Consider the following 18527-nt stretch of genomic DNA (forward strand, 5'->3'; position numbering starts at 1 on the left):
GTGGTCGGCACCCGCGGTGCCGGCGCCTGGGGCCGCCTCGCCCTCGGCTCCACCAGCACCGAGGTCGTCCACCACGCCCACGTTCCCGTCGTCGTGCCACTCGCCTGAACCGCCGCAGGGGGCGAAAGCCACCGTCCAACGGTGGGACGGCCACCGGGACGTCCGAACGGGCCGGTCCGCCTGCCGGACGACGGGCGTTGTGGCGCCGGTGTGCGCCGCCGAGGTGCAGCGTACGTGCGGCTCCGCAGGGGGCGGGCGGCCCCCGGATCCGGGCCCGGGCCGACTCACACCGACGACTCGCCGCCGGACTCGGCGCCCCTGCGGTCTGTGCTTTCCCCGTCCTCGCCTTCGCCCTCGGAGGCGGAGACGGCGGGGTGCCCCGCCCGCAGGCGTTTGAGCTCGGCCTCCACCTCCCGGTCCGCGGTGATCCGCTCCAGCTCGCCCTGGGCTTCGTCGGGCCCGGCCGGGCTGGTGATGTCCTCCAGCGCGCCGGAGGACATGAGCTCGTCCAGCGCCGCCGAACGGGCCCGAAGTTGCTCCATCCGGTCGTTCGCGCGCTGCACGGCGGCACCCACGACACCCAGGTCTCGGCCGACGCCGGACACCGCCTCGGCGACGCGCGTCTCGGCCTCCGTCCTGGTGTATTCGGCCTTGAGCGTCTCCTTGCGCAGACGGAACTCCTCGACCTCTTCCTCGAGGCCGCGCAGTACGCCGGCGAGTCGCTTCTCTTCCGCTTCCAGCAGTGGCTCCCGCTCCGCCAGGTCGGCCAGCTGACCGCGCACGCGCTCCCGGCTGGTCAGCAGGTCGCGGGCCAGGTCCGCCCGTCCGACGGCGAGCGCCTGTTGGGCCTGCTCCTCCAGCCGCCGCTCCGAGGTCCGCAGCGCGGCCTCCTGCAGCTCCACGCGTTTGTGGCTGGTCGCCACGTCTGCGAGACCGCGCCGCACCTGCTGCAGCAGTTCGAGCTGCTGCAGGTGGGCGAAGTCCAGTACCTCCCTGGGATCCTCCAGGCGGTCCAGCACCCGGCCCGCCTTGATCCGGAACAGCTCCGCGATACGGTCCCCGATCCCGGTCATGGCTTCCACTCCTCACCGGCCGAACAGGCACGATCGGCCGTCGCGATCGCGGCACCTCCACCGTCCCTCTCCGGGCGGGCGCCGACAACCGCGGCGCCCGCCCCGCATCGTCAGGTGCGTTCGGCCAGGAGCGCCGCGCCGTCCGCGAGGGTGTTCAGACGCGGGTAGTCGTCCTCGTCGATCCGGCAGCCAGCCCGTTCGGACAGCCGCTCGACGAGGGTGAGGAAGTCGATGGAGTCGAGTTCGAGGGCCTCCCTGAAGTCGGCGCCCGGTCCGATCCGTTCGAAGTCGGCGTCCGGGACGATCTCGGTCAGCACCTCCTGGAGGAGGGCTCGGGCCTGGTCGTGGTTCACAGCTCCTCCGGTCTCTGCAGCAGTCGGCCGAGTGCCGTCAGGTAGCGGGCGCCGGTCGCCCCGTCGCTGGCGCGGTGGTCCGCGGCGAGGGTGGCGGTGATCACCGGGCGGACGCCGAGCATGCCGTCGACGGCCCAGGGCCGCTCGACGACCTTGCCGAGGCCGACCAGCGCGACCTGCGGCGGATAGATGACGCCGAAGACGGCCTCGACGCCCTGGTCCCCCAGACTCGTCACGGTGATGGTCGGATCGGAGGTCTCGGAGCCGCGCAGCCGCCCGGCCCGTGCCCGGGCCACCAGGTCCCGCAGCCGTGCCATCAGCTCGGCCGGTGTCAGGTCGGCGGCGTCGTGGATGGCGGGTGCGACCAGACCGCCGCCGCGCAGGGCGACGGCCACACCGAGGTGCACGGCGGGGGCGGGGACGAAGTCGCCGTCCGTCCAGAAGCCGTTGAGCTGCGGGACCTCACGGGCCGCCAGGGCCGCGGCCCTGAGCAGCAGGGCTGCGGGCACCAGCCGTTCGGGGACCGGGAGCCGGCGGTTGCGTTCGCGCAGCCAGTCGACCGCGGTGGAGAGGTCGACGGTGGTGGAGAGGTAGTAGTGCGGGATCTCCCGTTTGGAGCGGGCCATGAGGTCGCCTACGGCCCGGCGCATGGCCCGTTCTCGGGGCCCGGCGGCTCGCGTCGGTGCGACCGGCGGGGCCGGGGACGACGCCGCCGGGGCCGGCGGTTCCGGCGAGCGCCCGCCGAGGGCGGCACGGACGTCGCCCACCCGGACCGCCCCGCCGGCTCCCGTCCCGGTCACCGTGGCGAGGTCGAGTCCGGCCTCCGCTGCGGCGCGCCGGGCCAGCGGGGTCGCCCGGACCCGTGTCCCGGACGCCGGCTGCGGCTGCGGCTGCCGACGCGCTCCGGTGGCCCGGGGCAGGGGCGCGGCCCGCTCCTTCCCGCTCCGTCCGGGCGGCGTCGCGGCCCGGATGTCGGCCCGGGTGATCCGACCGGCCGGGCCGGTCCCGTGCACGGAGGCGAGGTCCACCCCGCTCTCCTCGGCCAGGTGCCGGACCAGGGGGGTGATCCCGGGGCCGGCCGCCCGCTCGGGAGTCGGCCGCCGGGGCGCCGGTGCCGGGGCCGGGGCCGCTGTGGCCGTCTCGGGCCCCTCCGCCGCGATGACCGCCATGGCCGTACCGACCGGGACGATCGTCCCGGGCTCGACCAGCAGCCGCTCGACCGTGCCGGCCTCGAAGCACTCGACTTCGATCGCCGCCTTGGCCGTGTCGACGACCGCCACGATGTCGCCGCGGTCCACCCGGTCGCCCGGGTGGACCAGCCACTCCAGGAGCGTGCCTTCGGTCATGTCGGCGCCGAGAGCGGGCATGGTGAACTCGGTCATCTCAGCCGACCGCCCGTCGGACCGCCGCCACGATGCCCTCGACCTGCGGGAGGGCGGCTTCCTCCAGCTGCCGGGCGTACGGCACCGGCACCTCGGCCCCGCACACCCGCTCCACCGGTGCGTCCAGGTCGTAGAACCCCTGCTCCGCGATCCGCGCCGCCACCTCGGCCGACAGCCCTCCAGTACGCCAGCCCTCGTCGACGACCACCGCCCGGTGGGTGCGTGCGACGGAGCCGAGGATCGTCGCGTCGTCCAGCGGGCGGAGCGTCCGCAGGTCGACGACTTCGGCGTCGATGCCGTCCCCGGCGAGTCGCTCGGCTGCCTCCAGCGCCTTTCCGAGCGATCCGCCGTGGGTTATGAGCGTGACGTCGTTCCCGGTCCGGCGGACGGCTGCGCTGTCCAGGTCCACCGGGGCAGCGCCCGGGTCCGGGGTGCCGGTGGCGTTGTAGAGCGAGCCGTGTTCGAAGATCACCACCGGGTCGGGGTCCGCCAGCGCGGGCGCGAGCATGTAACGGGCGTCGTCCACGGTGGCCGGGGCCAGCACCCGGATGCCGGGGATGTGGGCGTACCAGCCTTCGAGGCTGTGCGAGTGCTGGGCGGCGAGCTGCCGTCCGGCGCCGGTGGTCATCCGGATCACGAGTGGCACGGCGACCTGCCCGCCGGACATGTGCAGCAGCGTCGCGGCGTTGTTCAGGATCTGGTCCAGTGCCAGCAGACTGAAGTTGACGGTCATCACCTCGACGATCGGCCGCAGGCCGGCGATGGCCGCGCCGATGCCGGCTCCGACGAAGGCCGACTCGGACAGTGGTGTGTCGCGGACGCGGGCGGGACCGAACTCGTCGAGCAGTCCGAGGCTGACGCCGAAGGCACCGCCGTAGCGGCCGACGTCCTCGCCCATCAGGAACACCCGCTCGTCGGACGCCATGGCCTCGCGCAGTGCCTCCCTCAGCGCGTCCCGGTAGGTCGGCTCCCGGGCGGTCATCGTCCCGGTCACGGCTGCTCCTCCGCCGGGCTGTGCACGAAACGCAGCAGGTCCTCCGGGGGTTCGAGGGCACCCTCGCGGGCTTGTGCCTCGGCCTGCTCCAGTTCCTCGGCGACCTCCTGCTCGACACGCTTGAGCCCGGTGCCGTCGAAGCCGTCCTCGGCGCGCATCCGATCGGTGAGGAGGGCGATCGGGTCGCGCTGCCTCCAGCGTTCGATCTCGGCCTTGTCACGGTAGAGGTCGGGGTCGTACATGGAGTGCGCCCGGAAGCGGTAGGTGCGCAGTTCGAGGAAGTACGGGCCGCCGCCCTCGCGCACCGCCCGTGCGGCGCGCTGCGCGGCCCGTTCGACGGCGAGCACGTCCATGCCGTCCACGGCCCAGGCGACCAGGCCGTACGAGGCGGCCCGGGCGGCCAGGTCGGTCTGGGCGTGCTCGCGGGCCAGTGGGGTGCCCATGGCGTAGAGGTTGTTCTCGCAGACCATCAGCAGCGGCAGGTCCCAGAGCGCGGCGAGGTTGGCCGTCTCGTGGAATTCACCCTCGGCGACCGCGCCGTCACCGAAGAAGCAGCAGGTCAGGTTCGGCCGGCCGCGCAGCCGGTCGGCCAGGGCCAGACCGCCGGCCACCGGGATGCCGCCGGCAACGATGCCGTGGCCGCCGTAGAACCGCCTGCCGACGTCGAACAGGTGCATCGATCCGCCCCGGCCCCGGCTGCAGCCGGTCACCCGGCCCAGCATCTCGGCCAGCACCGCCGCCACCGGCACGCCCCTCGCCAGTGCGTGGCCGTGCTCGCGATAGGTGGTGACCACGGAGTCCTCGGGCGTGAGCGCTTGGTGGACGCCGACCGAGACCGCCTCCTCGCCGATGCACAGGTGGACGAAACCGCGGATCTCGCCGGAGCTGTAGAGCTCGACGCAGCGCTCCTCGAAGCGGCGGATGCGCAGCATCTCGCGCAGCAGGTCCCGCCGGTGCCCGCGGTCGGCCGGTGGCCGCTGAGCGGTACGGTGCGGGGCGGCCGCCGTCCGGCGGGTCATGTCGTCTCCTCCAGGGTCGACAGATCGCCTTCCGGCAGGCCGAGTTCGCGGGCACGCAGCAGTCGCCGCATCACCTTCCCGCTACGGGTCTTCGGCAGGTGCTGATCGAAGGCGATCTCGCGCGGGGCGATGGCCGGACCCAGCCGCCGCCGGGCGAAGGCGGTGATGTCCCGGGCCAGACGGGGGTCGGGGTCGTGGCCGGGCTTGAGGGAGACGAAGGCCTTGACGATCTCGCCGGCGACCGGGTCGGGCCGGCCGATCACCCCGGCCTCGGCCACCGCCGGGTGTTCCATCAGGGTGCTCTCGACCTCGAACGGGCCGATCAGGTGCCCGGCCGACTTGATCACGTCGTCGGCGCGTCCGACGAACCAGAAGTAGCCGTCGGCGTCCCGCCGGGCGATGTCGCCGGTGAGGTACCAGCCGTCCGCGAAGCAGGCCCGGTAGCGCTCCTCGGCGCCGAGGTAGCCGCGGAACATCGACGGCCAGCCCGGCCGTAGCGCCAGCTCGCCTTCGGCTCCGGGTTCCTCCAGCGGCCGGACCCGGCCGTCGGTGACCCCCGCGCGCCCGTTCGGCCCGCGGGCGAGGAGACCGGCCGTCACCCCGGGCAGCGGCCGTCCCATCGAGCCGGGCCGGATCTCGGTGCCGGCGGTGTTGGCGATCATGATGCAGCCGGTCTCCGTCTGCCACCAGTTGTCGTGGATCGGCAGGCCGAGGATCTCCTCTCCCCAGCGGACGGCCTCCGGGTTGAGCGGCTCGCCCACACTGGCGATGAACCGCAGGGCCGACAGGTCGAAGGAGCGCGGAAGCTCCGGCGCGCTGCCCCGTGGGCTCACCCGCATCAGCATTCGGATCGCGGTGGGCGCGGTGTACCAGACGTTGACTCGCTCGTCCGCGAGGATGCCGTACCAGCGCCGGGCCTCGTACTCGCCCGCGTCGACGACCGTGGTCACCCCGTGGGTGAGCGGCGCGATGATCCCGTAGGACGTTCCGGTCACCCAGCCCGGGTCGGCCGTGCACCAGAACACGTCGTCCGGGCGGAGGTCGAGGGCGAGGGCGGAGGTCGCGTGGTGGGCGACGACGGCGTCGTGCACGTGGACCGCGCCCTTCGGGGTGCCCGTCGTACCGCTGGTGAAGTGCAGCAGTGCCATGTCCTCCGGGTCGGTCTCCGGGATCGTGAAGTCATCGGCCGCGTCGGCCGTCACCGCGTCGAACGCGAGGACGCCGGGCAGCTCGTCGGCGCCAGGGCCGACGATCAGGACATGGGCGAGTCCGGACAGTTCCGCGCGGCGGTCGGCCACCTTGCGGCGGTACAGCTCCGCAGTGGTGACCAGCACCCGCACCTGCCCGAGCCGCAGCCGTTCGGCCACCGGTGCCGGGCCGAAGGCGGGGAACAGCGGACAGAAGACCGAGGTGTTCTTCAGCGTGCCGAGGACGGCCACGTACAGCTCCGGGCAGCGGCCGAGCAGCGAAGCGACCCGGTCCCCCCTGCGCGTCCCGAGGGCCCGCAGTACGTTGGCGAAGCGGTTGCTGCGCCGGGCGAGTTCGGCGTAGCTGATCGGCGTGACCGACCGGTCGTCCGCGATGCAGCGGAGTGCGACCCGGTCGCCGCGCCCGGCCGCCACGTGCCGGTCGACCGCCTCGTACGCGATGTTGAGCCCGCGTCGCCCCGGGAGTCCGTCGAGCTGTTCCCGGGCCCGCGCCCAGACCGGGTCGCGCCGACTTCCGTCCCCGCCCGCGCCCGTGGGGACTCCCGCCCCCGGAACACGTTCCTGGACCACGTCGCCGTCCACCACGGCTCCTTCCGACCCGCGGGCCGGTGTCCGGGCCCGCTTCCTCCATCGTCCGACGGCTCCCGGACCTCCGCGAGACGGCACCCGGGCCGTTCCCGCCGGTCCGCTCGTCCCAGCCGGTCAGGGACGACCGGCCCGCCTCGGGGCTTTCGGCCCGGTCGGTTGCCCCGTGGCGGACGGCGTCCTCGTGCTCGACCTGCTTCACGGCGGCGATTCCGGCGTCCGGCCACGGGATCCGCTGCCGACGGCCCGCCTCCATGTGCGTCGGCCGGGAGCGAGGCCGGACGGCCCAGGAACCGAGCCCGTGCGGCCCTGGGCCGGTCCACGCGGCGTGGGCACAGTGGGAGGCGAACAGGACCATCGGCAGCTCCGGAAGGGGTGTCGCGGTGCGCGGATCCGTACCACTGGGGAGGATCTTCGGCGTACCGCTGCGGATCCATTGGAGCGCGCCGGTCCTGGTCCTGTTTCTCGGCGTCGGCCTGGGCGGCCAGATCCTCCCGGCCTCGGTCCCCGGCCGTTCCGGCACCGCCTACGGCCTCGCCGGGCTGGTCGGGGCGGTGCTGCTCACCCTGAGCCTGCTCCTGCACGAGACGGCCCACGCGGTCACCGCGCGGCGGGCCGGCATCCGGGTGGACGACATGACGCTCTTCGCCCTCGGCGGCATCACCCGCATGGGACGCCCGCCGAGCCCACGCCGCCAGTTCACCGTCGCCGGGATCGGACCACTGACCAGCCTTGTCCTCGGCGGCCTCTTCGCGGCCGCGGGACTCGGCACGGAACACGTGCTGCACTGGACGGTGCCCGCAGCAGTGTTGCTCTGGACCGGCTGGGCCAACCTGCTGCTCGGCGTGTTCAACCTGCTGCCCGCCGCACCCCTGGACGGCGGACGGCTCCTCCAGGCAGCGGTCTGGTGGCGCAAGGGGGACCGCGAGCAGGCCGAGCGGGTCGCCGGACGGGCCGGCCAGGCGGGCGGGCTGCTGCTCGGCGCCGTCGGCTGGATCGAGTTCCTCCGCGGTGACGGAACCGGCTTCTGGCTGCTGCTCGTCGGGCTCTTCATGTGGTCGTCCGCCCGGGCCGAGGTCCTCCGCGCCGACCTGGTCACCGCCCTACGCGGCACCCGGATCGCTCAGGCCATGACCTTCCCGGTACCCACCGGTCCCGACTGGCTCACCGTGGACGGCTTCCTCACCGAACCCGCAGCGCGCGCCCAGCACCCGGTGGTCGTCCTGGTCGATCCGGCCGGCCGGGCGACCGGACTCCTCGATCCGCGCCGCCTCTCGGCGGTTCCACCGGCCCGCCGTGCCGAAATCCGGGTCCGTGACCTTGCCACCCCACTTCCGGAGTGCCTGGCCGCAACCGCCGGGGACGACCTGGCCGAGGTCCTGGACCGGGCGACGGCCGCACCGCCCGTCCTCGTACTGGAGGACGGGCGACCGATCGGCATCGTCACCGTGGGGGACATCGACAGGATCGCCCGCACCCGGTTGCCGGCGAGCCCGCGTCGACGGTGAGCCCGCGCCGACAGTCCTCGGAAGCACTGCCCCGGACCGGTCTGCCGAGCAGCGTCGAGTGCGGTGCCGGTCCGCCAACCCGAGCCGGTGGCCGTGGGCGGCCGGTCTGCTCACGGCCGTTCCCCGCTCGCATGGCGGAGAACACGTTCGACCACCGCCTTCCCGAGGCGGGTGTCCCGCGTCAGGAGCCCTTGGATACCTCTATGCGCCGAGTCGGTTTCTCGACCTCGCCGATCGGGGCCTTCACCGTCAGTACGCCGTTGTCGTAACCGGCCGTGATCTCTTGTTCCTTCACGCCTTCGGGCAGCCGGATGCTGCGGGTGAAGGAGCCGTAACGGAATTCGGAGCGCTGTTTCTCCTTCTTCTCCTCGCTGCGTTCGGCGTGGACGGTCAGGACCCCGCCTTCGAAGGTGATCTCGACGTCCTTGTCGGGGTCGATCCCCGGAAGCTCGGCCTTGACCACGTAGGCGCCCTCCTCCATGGACTCCTCCACGCGGATCAAGTGCTCGCCCATCCGAAGATCCGCGGGAAAGTCCTCGAACAGCTCCGAGAACGTCGGCCACCAGTGGGCACGCCGCTGAAGCAGATCGCCGGCCATCTCCATCCTCCTCGATCGGTCCTGCCCCTCCTTCCATGCTGCTCCGCCGCTCGAGTGGGCGCGATCGGAGACCCACCAGCACCAGGCCGATTTCCGTGCCCGTCAAGCATGTTCACGTGGCGGCTTCGAACCTGCCGGCGAGTTGCTCGGCCCGCCCCCTGGCGCAGGCATCGCGTTCCGGGATCTGCAGGGCCGGGTGGCCCCGTCGGGTGGAGGCGACCGGACCTTGGGCCGGAGCCGGTGGGCGGGCACGGTGGTGGTGTGGGAACGAGAGCGAGAGCCGCTACGGCGGTGAGGACCGGACGGTGCGCCGCACCCTCGCGGACACCGCCGTCCTCGGCGCCCGTCCCGTACCACCGCTACGACGGCCACTACGGCCTGATCACATTTGCCGAACGGCCAAGTTGACACCCCGAAGAGGAACCCACGATGAAACCCGACACAACCGCCGCCCCGCCAGAAGTGGCCCTCCACCCGACCGGCCGGGACCTCGAAAGCACCGTCGAACGCGTGGAGCTGCTGGAGGCCCAGGTCCAGGCCCTCGGCCAGGCCGTTCGAGCCCTCATCCAGGGCATGGAGGACATCCCCGACCAGGAACCCGACCCCGAACGCCCCGCCCGCGCCGCCCGCCTCGCCCACGAACTCCTGCTCTCCCAGGGACTCTAGGCACGCGATCGAGCACCTGTACCGGAACACGGATCGGAGCACAAAGCCCGGCCTGGTCACAGACGGCCGGCGCCGGTCCGCAACCGACGCGGGCCGCCCACCCCTGGGCTCCTATGCCGGAATCGCCCGGATCAGGATCACGTGCGGTGACGACGGCGGCACCCGGCGCGCCGTTGGGAACCGCATCGGCGGCCCGGCATGCCGGGCCACCGATGCGCTCTGTGTAACGGACGATCCGCAGGAAACCCGGCAATCGGCGGCTGCCGGTGGACACTGGCGCACGGTGCGTGTGCCATGACGAACCCGCTCATCGGACGTGGGGGCCTGCCACCTTCGAGGGATGGTCGCGCCGCCCGCCGTGTGGGCTACCCGGGCGCCCTCGGCGATGATGCGGTCTCCGGCTGCGGCTTTCATCTCATGCTCCTGGATGTCCGGGCCCGCCCTCGGGCGACGCTGCTGGTGGAAGGCTGATGGCCCGGCCGGTGATGGTGGCGGGTGCGATGCCGACCCACACGTTGCGTTCACCCCCGGCCCACGGGTCCGGGTCGTCCCAGCGTGCCAGCTGTTCGACGGTCACCTGGTTGTCGACGCGGACCGCCGTGCCGGAGAGCAGGACGCTCCACCCGCCGCGCGATGCCTCGTCGATGTGGTCCACTTCGAAGGCGACGCGGTGGCCGACGGCGCTCGCGGGGGTGCTCCCGGGGCCGGTGCGGTAGACCACGGTGCCGTCCTTGATGCGGTAGTTGACCGGGAGTACGACGGGTCCGTTGTCGGTCGACAGGGCCACCCGGCCGATCCCGCCGGGTGCGAGCTTGGCCCAGCACTCCTCTTCCGGCAGCTCCGCCAGGACGGCGTGCGCCGTGGACGGGGCCCGGGTGGGCGGAGCATCCGTTCTGCCGCCCAGCAGTTCTCGGGCGGAGGTGTCGAGCGCGGCGGCCAGCCGGGTGAGGGTGACGGGGTCGAAGGTTTCGGCCGACGTCTCGACGTACTCCACGTACCCGGGGGCCATGCCCGCTCGGTCGGCCACGTCCGCGCGGCTGAGGCCGAGCAGTTGCCTGCGCCGGGCCACGCGTCGGCCGATGTCCCCGGGGCCGGGCGGCCGGGGCTCGGCGGAACCTGCGTCTGCGTCCTTCATGAACACGATTCCCTCCGCGAGGTCGGGAGCCGCAGCGACGAGCGAACGGCCGCTGCCGGTGAGCGGGCGCCCTGGCGGTCAGCCGTGCAGCGGCGGTTCGTTGGCGGCGGCGTCGGTCCTGCCTGCTCGCAGCATCTGGTTTCCGAGGTCGATCAGTGCACGTGCGGCCGCGTACTCGTCGCCTATCTCCGGTGCGGGCGGGTCGTGGGGGTTGCGGTGGGCGTCGGCGCGACTCTCCAGTCGGTTGTCCCCGGTGTCGAGGACGGCGTGCACCCAGGTGAGGTCGTCCTCCTCGAAAAGGTCCAGGCGCAGCGTCCAGGTCTTGGTGCGCACCGGTGTGTTCGTCGTCCGCTCGTTCATGTCCAGGCCTGTCCTTTGAGGGGGTCGGTGACGGGCTCGTCACGGGGGACGGGCCAGTCGGGTCGGGGGAGGTGCCCGTTCTCGGGGGCGGTCGGTACGGTGATCGCCGGGGCGGCCCGGTCGACGCCATGGCTCTCCTGGTCGACGAAGCGGGTCAGGGCCCTGGCGCTCTCCAGGAACTGGGCCGGGAAGACGATGGTGGAGTTCTTCTCGGCGGCGATCTCCGCGAGGACCTGCAGGTTGCGCAGTTGGAGGGCGATCGGGTGGTCGGCGATGACGTCGGCGGCCTCGGCGAGACGCCCGGCACTCAGGGCCTCGCCCTCCGCGGCGATGATCTTGGCGCGCTTCTCGCGCTCGGCCTCCGCCTGCCGGGCCATGGCCCGCTGCATCGTGGCGGGGAGTTCGATGTCCTTCAGCTCGACCACCAGCACGAGGACTCCCCACTGCTGGGTGAGGCTGTCCAGGATCTCCTTGATCCGGACGTTGAGGGTCTCGGTGTCGGTGAGCACCTGGTCGAGCAGGGAGCGGCCGACGACGTTGCGGACGGTGGTCTGGGCGATCTGCCCGATCGCGGCTCGCACGTCCTCGATCTCCACGATCGACCTCACCGGGTCCACCCGGCGGAAGTAGGCGACCGCCGCGACGCCGATGGACACGTTGTCCCGGGTGATGACCTGCTGGGACGGGATCGGCATGGTCACCGTCCGCAGGGTGACCTTCGACATGCGGTCCACCAGCGGGATCATGAACCTGATCCCGGGGTCGCGCACCCCGCGCAGCCGGCCCAGCCGGAACACCACCCCGCGCTCGTACTGCCGCACGATCGCGACCCCAAGATTCGGCACGGCGACCACCTTCTCCGACTGGTGTGTGCCTCCAGCCTGCGCGAGTCGGGTACCGAGCGATTGGGCCACCCGGCCCCAGACGAGGCGGCGGTCGGGCACCGAACGTCGGACTCGACCGGCACGATGGCGAGCCCGGACAGGGAGCGAGCCCGGGGGGTGAGGAGACCGCCGCACGGGCAGCGTGCTTCCGAAGCGGACCGACGTGGATGGGCCGGGGCAGGTCCTGGGGGACCGCTGACCGGATCTGCTTCGGGTGTTGGGACAGCGGGATCCGCAGACGGGACGGGCGGTAACGGCGGAGGCCCGGCGCGCCGGACCGCGTTCCTGCACCGAGGCTGGAAGGAGCAACTGCACCTGCCCGGGCAGTGGAGGCCGTGATGGGACGCTTGGACGGCAGGACGGCGATCGTCACCGGGGCCGCACGCGGGATCGGCGCGGCCGTCGCGCGGCAGTTCGTGGAACAGGGCGCCTCCGTGACGGTGGCGGACGTGCTACGGGAGGAGGGCGAAGCCCTGGCCAGGGCGCTCGGCGCCAGAGCACGGTTCGTACGCCTGGACGTGACCAGGACCGACCACTGGTCCGCCGCGGTCACGGAGACCGAGGACACGTTCGGACCGGTGTCCGTGTTGGTCAACAACGCGGGGATCCTGGACCTCGGCTCGATCGAGGAGCAGTCGCCCGAGTCGTTCCGCCGGGTGCTGGACGTGAATCTCTACGGCCAGTGGCTCGGTATCCACACGGTGGTCCCGTCACTGCGGCGGGCGGGAGGCGGTGTGGTGGTCAACATCTCCTCCACTGCGGGCCTGATGGGCTATGCCAATCTCGGCGCGTATGTGGCGAGCAAGTGGGGGGTGCGCGGTCTGACCAAGACCGCCGCCCTGGAGCTGGCCGCCGACGGCGTGCGGGTCTGCTCCGTCCACCCCGGCCCGATCAGTACGCCGATGACCGCGGGGATGGACGACTCCCTGGTGGCCGGCCAGCCCCTGGCCCGCTTCGGCAGGCCCGAGGAGGTCGCCGCGATGACGCTGTTCCTGGCGGCCGACGCCACCTACTCGACCGGCTCGGAGTTCGTCATCGACGGCGGCGCGACCACGGGCAGCACGCTCCTCGCTGAAGGGGAGCCGGGCGAATAGCCCCCGAGCCGGCGCGCGGGCTCGGTGCATCCGAGCGGCGTGCCGGGCACCGGGCACCGGTCAGCGGCCGGGGCCGGTGAATCGGCTACGTCCTCGGCGGCACGCTGGTAGCCGTCTTCGTCGCGGTCTCACGCACCACGCATGGAGTCAGGGCGCTGGCCGTTGCGGGCGCGCACCGGCTGGCTCACGCCGGCCTGCCCGGAGCGGTGACCGACAGTGGAACCGGCTCGGCTGGCCACGTCGGCGCCGGCGGCCGACCACCGGCACGCTCAGCGCACCGAGCAGCCGTCGCAGCCGCACGCCGAACGCGTCGAGGGCTGGACCGCCGACCGGCGGTCCAGCCCTCGAAACACGTGGTGCTACCGGTCGCCGCCGATCCACTGGGCGGCCGCGCCCAGCAGGGCACGTACGCCGCGGTCGAGGGTCGGGCCCGGTACCGGCGCGAAGAACGGGGAGTGGTTGAACGGCAGACCGGTCGGCAACTCGCCGGACATCAGCGCCGTGATCCCGTCCTCGCCGAACGCCGCCGGGTCCGTGCCGCCGAAGTGCCAGAAGACCGAGGGCACGCCGAAGGCCGTTCCGAAGTTACCGAAGTCCTCGCTGCCCGCGAGCGGCCACGGTAGCGGGAACACCGCCGCGTCGCCCAGCGCCGAGCGCAGACCGGCGACCGCCCGCTCGGTGGCCGCCGCGTCGTTGACGGTCAGCGGTAGCGCGGTGAGCGGCGTGATCTCCGGCTCCCTGGGCGCACCCGAGGCGGCGGCCTCGGCCCGGACGATCCGCTCGACGGCGGCCAGCACCCGCTCGCGCACCCGGGTGTCGGTGGTCCGGACGTTGACCTTCAGCTCGGCCTCGTCCGGGATGACGTTCTGCCGGGTGCCGGCGTGGATGGAGCCGACCGTCACCACCGCCGACTGGTTGGCGCCGATCTCGCGGGACACGACGGTCTGGAGCCGGAGTACCACGGCCGCCGCCAGCACCACCGGGTCCACCGTGTGCTCGGGCGAGGAGCCGTGGCCGCCCCGACCGAACAGCCGTACCCGGAAGCTGTCGGACGCCGACATCACCGGCCCCGGCCGGGTCACCGCGACGCCCACCGGCAGCGGCCCGACGTGCTGGCCGAGACAGACGTCAGGGCGCGGGAAGCGGTCGAGGAACCCGTCGGCGGCCATCGCGGCCGCACCCTCGCCGTTCTCCTCGGCGGGCTGGAACACGGCCACCACGGTGCCCCGCCAGGCGTCCCGGTGCGCGGCCAGCTGGCCGGTCGCACCGAGCAGGCACGCCACGTGCATGTCGTGGCCGCAGGCGTGCATCACCGGCAACTCCTCGCCGTCCTTGCCCACGGCGGTGTCGGTCGAGGCGTAGGGCAGTCCGGTCGCCTCCCGGACCGGCAGCCCGTCCATGTCGGCGCGCAGCAGCACCACCGGTCCGTCACCCGAGCGCAGCACGCCCACCACGCCCGTCCCGCCGACCCGCTCGGTGGTCTCCCAGCCCTGGGCCCGCAGCTCGGCGGCGACCACGGCGGCGGTGCGGTGCTCCTGGAAGGCCAGCTCGGGGTGGCGGTGCAGGTCCCGGTAGAGCGCCTCCAGGTCGGGCAGGCGACGGTCCATGCCTTCAGTGAGCGCGAGTCGGTCGGTGTTCGTCATGCGCGTTCCTTGTCGGTTTCGGTACGGTCGGTGGCCGGGTCGGTGGCCGGGTCGGTGGCCGGGTCGGTGGCCGGGTCGGTGGCCGGGTCGGTGGCCGGGTCGGTGGCCGGGTCGGTGGGCCGGCGGCGGTGCAGGGCAGCCAGAAAGGCCCCGGTGTTCTGCGGAGTGGTCAGCGAGAGCACGGCGGCCAGAGCCGCGCCGAGCACCAGGAAGGCGAAGGCGGCGCGGAAGGAGACGGCGTCGGCGAGGGTGCCCATCACGACGGGCGCCACCACACCGGCGAGCTGGCCGCCGAAGATGATCATCCCGGAGCCGGAGCCCGCCAGTTCGGCCGGAAGGCTCCGCATCGGCACCGCGAAGATCGGCATGAAGCTCAGCCCCGCGCCGAACGCCGCCAGCGTCAGCCAGCCGACGAACACCGTCAGCGAGTGGGCCGTGGTCATCAGCAGCACCCCGAGGGAGGCCACCACCATCGCGGGTGCCACCACCAGGCCGTGCCTGCCGCCGAGGCGGTCCGAGAGGCGTCCACCCGCGACGGCGGCCAACGCCGACACCACGGCGGGCACCAGGGCAGCCGTGCCCGCCGCCGTCAGCGAGAGCCCGCGCTCGTCGTTGAGGTAGGTCGGCACCCAGGTGTTCAGGCCCCAGACGATCAGGTCGTAACCGAAGAACATCCCGGCGAACCGCCACATCACCCCGGAGCCGAGCACGGTCCGCACACCGCTCCCGCCGGGCCGGGCCTTCGGCGCGGCCTGGGTGCGGTCGGGCAGCCACAGCCGCAGTGCCGCGTACACCAGCACCCCGGCCGCGGCGATCGAGAAGAACGTCGACCGCCAACCGAACGCGACGATCAGCGGCGCACCCAGCACCGGCGCGACCACCGCCGCCAGGGCGTTCGAGCTGGACACCAGACCGTTGGCGCCCATCCGCTGACCGGGTGCGGTGCGCTCGCTGATCGCCTTCATCGCGGCGGCGGGGAAGATCCCCTCGGCCGCACCGAACAGGAACCGCACCACCAGCAGCACCGTGAACGACCCCGCCAGCCCGGTCAGTGCCGTGAACGCCGACCAGACCAGCAGTGCCCAGCCGACCGTCCGCTTGGCGCCGAACCGGTCGGCCAGCAGCCCGCCCGGGATCTGGCACAGTGCGTACGCCAGAAAGAACACGGACACCGCGAGGCCCTGCTCGGTGCGGTCCAGACCGAACTCCCGGCCTATCGACGGCAGGGCCAGGTTGATCACCAGGCGGTCCACGTAGTCGACCAGCCAGGCGGTGAACAGCAGCGCCACCGTGATCCGGGCCGTCCGGTCGAGTCTCTCCCGTCTCTCCGGGCGGGGTGGGGCCTGCGTGGCGGCAGTGGGGGAGGTGGCCACGGGCGTTCCTCTCTAAAGTAGGCCGTTGCGGCACGCGGAGGGTGGACACAGAATCCGGCCCGCCGACGGAGAGGAACCCGAAATGCAGGAAACCGGCACCGGACCCGGCGCCGCACCGGAATCCGGCAACGCCTTCTCCGAACTCGACCTCGCCCTGATCGACGCCCTCCAGGCAGACCCCCGCGCGCCCTGGACCCGGATCGGTCCCGCCCTCGGCGTGGACGCCACCACCGCCGCCCGGCGCTGGGAACGGCTCACCGCCGCCGGCCTCGCCTGGGTCACCGCGTACGCCGCCCCCGGTACCGCGCCGGTCGCCTACGTCGAGGTCGAGTGCCGGGCCGGAACAGCGCTACCGCTCGCCGAAGCGCTCGCCGAACTGCCCTGGGTGTTCAGCATCGACCACGTGGCGGGCGACTTCGACCTGCTGCTGTCGGTCTGCGCCAACGACCTGCCGGGGCTCGGGCGGCTGGTCCACGAGATCGGCGCCAGGCCGGAGGTCCGCGTCACCCGAACCCGGCTCGCCCTGCGCACCTACCTGGAGGGCAGCGCCTGGCAGGTCCGCGCACTGGCACGGGACCGGCGAGCCGGGCTGGCGGGCTCCGTCCCGACGGACCCCGCCGCGCAGCCGCCCGGACTGCGGTCGTACGGCCCGACCGACTTCGCGCTGCTGATGGCCCTCGGCGAGGACGGCCGGGCCGGCTACACCGAACTCGCCGCCCGCACCGGCATCGGCGAGTCCACCGTCCGCCGCCACCTCAACCAGCGACTGCGCCAGCGCGGACTGCTGCTGCGGTGCGACCTCGTCCAGCGGCTGGCGGGCTGGCCGGTGATCGTCGGCTACCGCGCGGCAGTTCCGCACGAGGCACTCGACCGGGTCGGCTCGATGCTGGCCCGGCTGCCGCAGACCAGGCTGTGCACCTCCGTCACCGGGTCGTGCAACCTGCTGCTCGCGCTGTGGCTGCGCACGACCGCCGACATCGCGGTGGTGGAGGCGATGCTGGCCGAGCGGGCCCCCGAACTGGAGCTCCGCGAGCGCTCCGTCACCCTGCACACCGTCAAACGGATGGGCCGCCTACTCGACCGGCAGGGCCGCGCGGTGCGTCACGTTCCGATGCTCACCCCGCCTGCGGTGACCGGGGAGACCCTCGTAGACCTGGTGTGACGACTGCGGCCATGGAACACGTCCTGGCCGGGCTCGTCGCCGACTACCCACCGTTCGCCCAGCTGTGGAACCTGGTCTACGTCGAACCCGACGTCCTGGGCGTACCCGAAGCCACCCAGCGGGCCGAGACGATCTTCACCCGCACCGTCGAGTTCGTCCAACGCGGACAGCGCGCCGGACTGCTGCGCAACGACATGCCCGCGACCTGGCTGGCCTCAACCTTCTGCGGCTTGGCCGAGACCGCCTGGGAGCTCACCCTCGAAGGCCACATGGGTCCCCGCCAGGCCCCCGAGTTCATCACCGCCATCCTGCTGCGCGGCGCCGGAGCCTGACCCGCCTCGGGCACAGGCCGTAGGCAGGCGGTGAGGCATGTCGGGACCCGAGCTGACCCTGGGTCAGGGCTTCTCGTGTCGGGCGTGCGAGCATGGCCGGATGACTGCGAGTTCCCACGAGCCGGGCGAGCTGCACCGAGTGACGACGCCGGTGCTGGAGGTCGCCTACCACCGGACCGGTGAGCGGCGCCGGAAGGCCGACGTTCCGGTGATCCTGCTGCACGGCTTCCCCTACGACGTGCGGGCCTACGACGAGGTGGCCCGGTTGCTCGCGGAGGCCGGGCGGGAGGTGCTGACACCGTACCTCCGCGGTTTCGGGCCGACCAGGTTCCTGGCCGAGCACACCCCGCGCAGTGGCCAGCAGGCCGCGCTCGGCCAGGACTTGACGGACTTCATGGACGCGCTGGGGATCGGGCGGGCCGTGCTCGCGGGCTACGACTGGGGCGGGCGGGCGGCCTGCGTGGTGGCGGCCACCGGTCCGGAGCGGGTCCACGGTCTGGTGACGGCGGGCGGCTACACCGTCCAGGACATCGCCGGGGCGGTCGAGCCGGCCGCGCCGGAGGCGGAGCACAACTACTGGTACCAGTACTACTTCCACTCGGAGCGGGGCCGCCGGGGGCTGGAGCGCAACCGTGAGGAACTGTGCCGGCTGCTCTGGCGGTTGTGGTCGCCGACCTGGCCGTCCGCCGAGGAGGCGTTCGCGGCGTCGGCGGCGAGCCTGCACAACCCGGACTTCGTCGAGGTGTCGGTGCACTCCTACCGACACCGGTACGGACTGGTGGAGGGCGACCCGCGCTACCGGGCGCTGGAGGAGCGGCTGGCCGCCCGGCCGGCGATCGAGGTGCCCACGGTGGTGCTGGTGGGTGGGGACAACGGGGTGATCGCGCCCGCCGACCAGCGGGGGACGGAGCGGTTCACCGGGCCGTGCGAGGTCAGGACCCTGCCGGGGGTGGGGCACAACGTGCCGCAGGAGGCGCCGGAGGCCTTCGCCGAGGCGGTGCTGAGCCTGGGGTGAGCCGTGAGCCGTGGGCCGTGGGCCGTGGGCCGTGGGCCGTGGGGGCGGGGGCGGCGCGGGCCCCCCCCCCCCCCCCCCCCGAACCCCCAAAAAAGGAGCAGCGCCAACAAAATTAGGGCGATTGAGGACAAACCCCCGGCGCC

General features: G+C 73.1%; 19 protein-coding genes. 7 read left to right on the forward strand and 12 right to left on the reverse strand.

Annotated elements, in window-relative coordinates; genetic code table 11:
• On the forward strand, positions 1-108 hold the full coding sequence (locus tag ACFWIS_RS12670; protein WP_380523854.1) for a universal stress protein: 108 nt from the start codon (positions 1-3) through the stop codon (positions 106-108).
• 176 nt (positions 109-284) lie between these two features.
• Here the strand turns inward: ACFWIS_RS12670 and ACFWIS_RS12675 are convergent, their stop codons facing one another.
• The 6 genes from ACFWIS_RS12675 to acsA form a co-directional block, all read right to left on the reverse strand.
• On the reverse strand, positions 285-1073 hold the full coding sequence (locus ACFWIS_RS12675; protein WP_380461305.1) for a PspA/IM30 family protein: 789 nt from the start codon (positions 1071-1073) through the stop codon (positions 285-287).
• 110 nt (positions 1074-1183) lie between these two features.
• Positions 1184-1426, reverse strand: a complete 243-nt coding sequence (locus ACFWIS_RS12680; RefSeq protein WP_380461304.1) for an acyl carrier protein — start codon at positions 1424-1426, stop codon at positions 1184-1186.
• Positions 1423-2808: a dihydrolipoamide acetyltransferase family protein gene (locus tag ACFWIS_RS12685; RefSeq protein ID WP_380461303.1), complete on the reverse strand. Its 1386-nt coding sequence runs from the start codon at positions 2806-2808 to the stop codon at positions 1423-1425. Before ACFWIS_RS12685 ends, ACFWIS_RS12680 begins: the two co-directional genes overlap by 4 nt.
• A gap of 1 nt (position 2809) precedes the next feature.
• Positions 2810-3790 (reverse strand): alpha-ketoacid dehydrogenase subunit beta, encoded by a 981-nt coding sequence (locus ACFWIS_RS12690; protein ID WP_380461321.1) that lies wholly within the window; start codon positions 3788-3790, stop codon positions 2810-2812.
• Between the two features lie 8 nt (positions 3791-3798).
• Entirely contained in the window at positions 3799-4821 is a 1023-nt protein-coding gene (pdhA, locus tag ACFWIS_RS12695; RefSeq protein ID WP_380461302.1) for a pyruvate dehydrogenase (acetyl-transferring) E1 component subunit alpha, read from the reverse strand.
• Entirely contained in the window at positions 4818-6599 is a 1782-nt protein-coding gene (gene acsA / locus ACFWIS_RS12700; RefSeq protein WP_380461320.1) for an acetate--CoA ligase, read from the reverse strand. The genes pdhA and acsA overlap by 4 nt, the downstream gene beginning before the upstream one ends.
• Positions 6600-6997: 398 nt before the next feature.
• On the opposite strand from acsA, the gene ACFWIS_RS12705 reads away from it, so the two are divergent.
• Complete coding sequence (locus ACFWIS_RS12705) at positions 6998-8122, forward strand: site-2 protease family protein (RefSeq protein WP_380461301.1); 1125 nt, start codon at positions 6998-7000, stop codon at positions 8120-8122.
• Between the two features lie 181 nt (positions 8123-8303).
• Here the strand turns inward: ACFWIS_RS12705 and ACFWIS_RS12710 are convergent, their stop codons facing one another.
• The gene (locus tag ACFWIS_RS12710) at positions 8304-8720 is read right to left on the reverse strand and encodes an Hsp20/alpha crystallin family protein (protein WP_380461300.1); all 417 of its coding nucleotides are present in this window, start codon (positions 8718-8720) and stop codon (positions 8304-8306) included.
• Between the two features lie 429 nt (positions 8721-9149).
• Between ACFWIS_RS12710 and ACFWIS_RS12715 the strand changes: the two genes are divergently transcribed.
• Entirely contained in the window at positions 9150-9386 is a 237-nt protein-coding gene (locus ACFWIS_RS12715) for a hypothetical protein (RefSeq protein ID WP_380461299.1), read from the forward strand.
• Between the two features lie 415 nt (positions 9387-9801).
• Here ACFWIS_RS12715 and ACFWIS_RS12720 read toward each other — a convergent pair whose 3' ends face one another.
• From ACFWIS_RS12720 to ACFWIS_RS12730, 3 genes are all read right to left on the reverse strand, one after another.
• Complete coding sequence (locus ACFWIS_RS12720) at positions 9802-10521, reverse strand: helix-turn-helix domain-containing protein (protein WP_380461298.1); 720 nt, start codon at positions 10519-10521, stop codon at positions 9802-9804.
• 78 nt (positions 10522-10599) lie between these two features.
• Positions 10600-10881, reverse strand: a complete 282-nt coding sequence (locus tag ACFWIS_RS12725; RefSeq protein ID WP_380461297.1) for a dsRBD fold-containing protein — start codon at positions 10879-10881, stop codon at positions 10600-10602.
• Positions 10878-11726, reverse strand: a complete 849-nt coding sequence (locus tag ACFWIS_RS12730; protein ID WP_380461296.1) for a slipin family protein — start codon at positions 11724-11726, stop codon at positions 10878-10880. The genes ACFWIS_RS12725 and ACFWIS_RS12730 overlap by 4 nt, the downstream gene beginning before the upstream one ends.
• Before the next feature lie 377 nt (positions 11727-12103).
• Between ACFWIS_RS12730 and ACFWIS_RS12735 the strand changes: the two genes are divergently transcribed.
• Positions 12104-12859 (forward strand): glucose 1-dehydrogenase, encoded by a 756-nt coding sequence (locus ACFWIS_RS12735; RefSeq protein ID WP_380461295.1) that lies wholly within the window; start codon positions 12104-12106, stop codon positions 12857-12859.
• Positions 12860-13218: 359 nt separating this feature from the next.
• Here ACFWIS_RS12735 and ACFWIS_RS12740 read toward each other — a convergent pair whose 3' ends face one another.
• Positions 13219-14502, reverse strand: a complete 1284-nt coding sequence (locus tag ACFWIS_RS12740) for an amidohydrolase (protein ID WP_380461294.1) — start codon at positions 14500-14502, stop codon at positions 13219-13221.
• The gene (locus ACFWIS_RS12745; protein ID WP_380523843.1) at positions 14499-15875 is read right to left on the reverse strand and encodes an MFS transporter; all 1377 of its coding nucleotides are present in this window, start codon (positions 15873-15875) and stop codon (positions 14499-14501) included. Before ACFWIS_RS12745 ends, ACFWIS_RS12740 begins: the two co-directional genes overlap by 4 nt.
• Positions 15876-15957: 82 nt before the next feature.
• Here ACFWIS_RS12745 and ACFWIS_RS12750 point away from each other — a divergent pair, with 82 nt between their 5' ends.
• The 3 genes from ACFWIS_RS12750 to ACFWIS_RS12760 all read left to right on the forward strand — a co-directional run bounded on the left by ACFWIS_RS12750 (position 15958) and on the right by ACFWIS_RS12760 (position 18384).
• The gene (locus ACFWIS_RS12750; protein ID WP_380461292.1) at positions 15958-17037 is read left to right on the forward strand and encodes an Lrp/AsnC family transcriptional regulator; all 1080 of its coding nucleotides are present in this window, start codon (positions 15958-15960) and stop codon (positions 17035-17037) included.
• Positions 17038-17048: 11 nt separating this feature from the next.
• The gene (locus ACFWIS_RS12755; RefSeq protein WP_380461291.1) at positions 17049-17369 is read left to right on the forward strand and encodes a hypothetical protein; all 321 of its coding nucleotides are present in this window, start codon (positions 17049-17051) and stop codon (positions 17367-17369) included.
• Positions 17370-17469: 100 nt separating this feature from the next.
• Positions 17470-18384, forward strand: a complete 915-nt coding sequence (locus ACFWIS_RS12760; RefSeq protein ID WP_380461290.1) for an alpha/beta fold hydrolase — start codon at positions 17470-17472, stop codon at positions 18382-18384.
• Positions 18385-18527: the final 143 nt, after the last annotated feature.

Origin of the sequence: Kitasatospora sp. NPDC127060 (genome assembly GCF_042724935.1) — a bacterium.
In the GTDB taxonomy this organism is placed as follows: Bacteria; Actinomycetota; Actinomycetes; order Streptomycetales; family Streptomycetaceae; genus Kitasatospora.

Excerpts from the sequence above, each read along its gene's own strand:
- ACFWIS_RS12675 (WP_380461305.1), bottom strand. The coding sequence starts at position 1,073 with ATGACCGGGATCGGGGACCGTATCGCGGAGCTGTTCCGGATCAAGGCG.
- ACFWIS_RS12685 (WP_380461303.1), bottom strand. The coding sequence starts at position 2,808 with ATGACCGAGTTCACCATGCCCGCTCTCGGCGCCGACATGACCGAAGGC.
- ACFWIS_RS12690 (WP_380461321.1), bottom strand. The coding sequence starts at position 3,790 with ATGACCGCCCGGGAGCCGACCTACCGGGACGCGCTGAGGGAGGCACTG.
- pdhA (WP_380461302.1), bottom strand. The coding sequence starts at position 4,821 with ATGACCCGCCGGACGGCGGCCGCCCCGCACCGTACCGCTCAGCGGCCA.
- ACFWIS_RS12710 (WP_380461300.1), bottom strand. The coding sequence starts at position 8,720 with ATGGCCGGCGATCTGCTTCAGCGGCGTGCCCACTGGTGGCCGACGTTC.
- ACFWIS_RS12715 (WP_380461299.1), top strand. The coding sequence starts at position 9,150 with ATGAAACCCGACACAACCGCCGCCCCGCCAGAAGTGGCCCTCCACCCG.
- ACFWIS_RS12720 (WP_380461298.1), bottom strand. The coding sequence starts at position 10,521 with ATGAAGGACGCAGACGCAGGTTCCGCCGAGCCCCGGCCGCCCGGCCCC.
- ACFWIS_RS12725 (WP_380461297.1), bottom strand. The coding sequence starts at position 10,881 with ATGAACGAGCGGACGACGAACACACCGGTGCGCACCAAGACCTGGACG.
- ACFWIS_RS12735 (WP_380461295.1), top strand. The coding sequence starts at position 12,104 with ATGGGACGCTTGGACGGCAGGACGGCGATCGTCACCGGGGCCGCACGC.
- ACFWIS_RS12740 (WP_380461294.1), bottom strand. The coding sequence starts at position 14,502 with ATGACGAACACCGACCGACTCGCGCTCACTGAAGGCATGGACCGTCGC.
- ACFWIS_RS12750 (WP_380461292.1), top strand. The coding sequence starts at position 15,958 with ATGCAGGAAACCGGCACCGGACCCGGCGCCGCACCGGAATCCGGCAAC.
- ACFWIS_RS12755 (WP_380461291.1), top strand. The coding sequence starts at position 17,049 with ATGGAACACGTCCTGGCCGGGCTCGTCGCCGACTACCCACCGTTCGCC.
- ACFWIS_RS12760 (WP_380461290.1), top strand. The coding sequence starts at position 17,470 with ATGACTGCGAGTTCCCACGAGCCGGGCGAGCTGCACCGAGTGACGACG.